Here is a 2,045-nt window from a genome sequence, read left to right on the forward strand (position 1 = left end):
GTCCGGCGGATGTGGCCGAATGCGTCGAGGTGCCGGATCCGGTTCTCACCGCCGATGACCAGCTTCTGGTACGGGTCGACGCGTTCCCGATCAATCCCGCCGACCTTCTGCTGTTTCGCGGCTTCTATCCGCGCAACCCGGCGAATGGGGATGCGCTCGGCAATGAAGCGACGGGCATCGTCGAGGCGGTCGGTGCCGCGGTGCGCGGCATGGCACCGGGTGACCGTGTCATCTCGCTCCGCACGGACAATTGGCGTGAGCTGCTTCTGCTGAGAGAGCATGAACTCGTCCGGCTCTCCCGGGATATCGGGCGCGAGACGGCCGCGGTCCTCAAGGTCAATCCGGCCACGGCCTTGCTTCTGCTGGAGACCTACGCAGCCTTGTCGCCCGGAGACTGGGTCATCCAGAACGCGGCCAATTCTGCTGTCGGGCGCGCTCTGATCGCCTTTGCCGCGGCCAAGGGCCTGCGCACGATCAATGTGGTGCGCCGGCAGGAACTCGCAGATGAATTGCGCGCGCTCGGCGGCGATCATGTGCTCCGCGATGGCGACGATCTCGCCGGGACTGTGGCCGCGCTTACCGGCGGCGCGCAGATTCGGCTGGCCGTGGATGCCGTCGGCGGGGCGTCCACGGGCCGGCTCGCCGGCTGCCTGAGTACAGGCGGGACCCTGGTCGCCTACGGCGCCATGAGCGGCGAACCGATGCGGATCGACCCCGCTCGCCTGGTGTTCGGCGACCTGCGGGCGCGTGGCTTCTGGCTGACGCGATACTTGGCCGAAACGCCGCGCGCGGACGTCGTCGCGCTCTATCAGCGCTTGTCCGCCCTGGCCCGGGCCGGCGCCCTGGCGCCCGGCGTTTCGAGCCGGTTCCATGCCTCTGACATCAAGGCCGCGCTTGCCCATGCCGAGGAGACGCTGGGCAAGGGCAAGACGCTGGTCTCGTTCGACCGGCCCTGACCGCTTGTACATCCCTCGAAACGTCAAAGTGCTGGCAGCACAACCTCCGAGACCGTACTTCTCCTCGTGACCTCGCACGACGATCCGGGCGATGCCGGCAAGAGGACCGGCGCCTGGTACGAGGAACCGGCCGCACCCTGTTGCCTGTTCAAGGCGCCGGGCTCATTCCGATCCTCGCGTCCCCAAGGGGGCATGCCCGCGGATCGATCCTGGCAGCGCGAGCCCGGCTTTCGGGGGGGGGGGCGGTTGGGGACGGCAATTTCACGGCTTTCGGAGGCCGCCATGGAAAAGATCGACGTCAAAAAGCGATATAAGGCGTTATACGGCGCGCCCATTGGCGCATTCATCGTGCTGGATCTGCCGCCCCTCACTTATTTTGCAGTTGATGGCGCCGGCAATCCGAATACCGCGGCCGAGTATGGAGCCGCTGTCGAGGCGCTTTATGCCGCCTCCTACACGCTGAAATTCATGAGCAAGGACAGCCTGAAGAGCGACTATGTCGTGCCGCCGCTTGAAGGGCTCTGGTGGGCGGATGACATGGCCGATTTCACCGCGCGCCGAAAGGACCGCTGGAAATGGCGGATGATGATCCTGGTGCCAGACTTCGTCGGGGATGCGATGGCGAAAGAGGCTATTGCTCGAACGAAAGCCAAGAAGAAGCTGCCGGGATTATCGAAGCTATGCGTCACTCGGCTTGAGGAAGGCCGGGTCGCGCAAACCCTGCACGTCGGTTCTTACGATGACGAAGGCCCAATCCTCGAGAGATTGCACGGGGAATTTCTGCCCGCAAATGGGCTGGCGCCGACCGGGCATCATCATGAGATCTATCTGAGCGATCCTCGAAAAACGGCGGCGGACAAGCTGAAGACAGTCCTTCGGCAACCGGTGCGATCCTTTGGCTGATGGGTTCCGGAGCCGCCTGACTTCCCGAACGGCCGCAGCATGGTCCGCCGCGCGCGCATTGGAGGAGGCGACCGGCATGACGTCCGGAAGCCTCTACAACAGCTATCGCGACAAGCGGGGCCTCTTCGAGGCCGCATCCGCCCACTACAACCGGACGGTGCTCGCCCGCCGCATCGCGGATCATGC

The 2,045-nt window shown here is 65.1% G+C and carries 2 protein-coding genes; both read left to right on the top strand.

Annotated features, from left to right (window positions below; genetic code table 11):
• Positions 1-956, top strand: a 956-nt coding sequence (locus tag ABLE88_RS23745; RefSeq protein ID WP_348834431.1) for an MDR family NADPH-dependent oxidoreductase, incomplete at its 5' end; no start/stop codon positions are given.
• Between the two features lie 282 nt (positions 957-1,238).
• Positions 1,239-1,859, top strand: a complete 621-nt coding sequence (locus ABLE88_RS23750) for a GyrI-like domain-containing protein (RefSeq protein WP_348834433.1) — start codon at positions 1,239-1,241, stop codon at positions 1,857-1,859.
• Positions 1,860-2,045: the final 186 nt, after the last annotated feature.

This window comes from Xanthobacter luteus, from assembly GCF_040049235.1.
Lineage (GTDB): Bacteria > Pseudomonadota > Alphaproteobacteria > Rhizobiales > Xanthobacteraceae > Xanthobacter.

Coding starts and splice junctions, on each gene's coding strand:
- ABLE88_RS23750 (WP_348834433.1), top strand. CDS start 1,239: ATGGAAAAGATCGACGTCAAAAAGCGATATAAGGCGTTATACGGCGCG.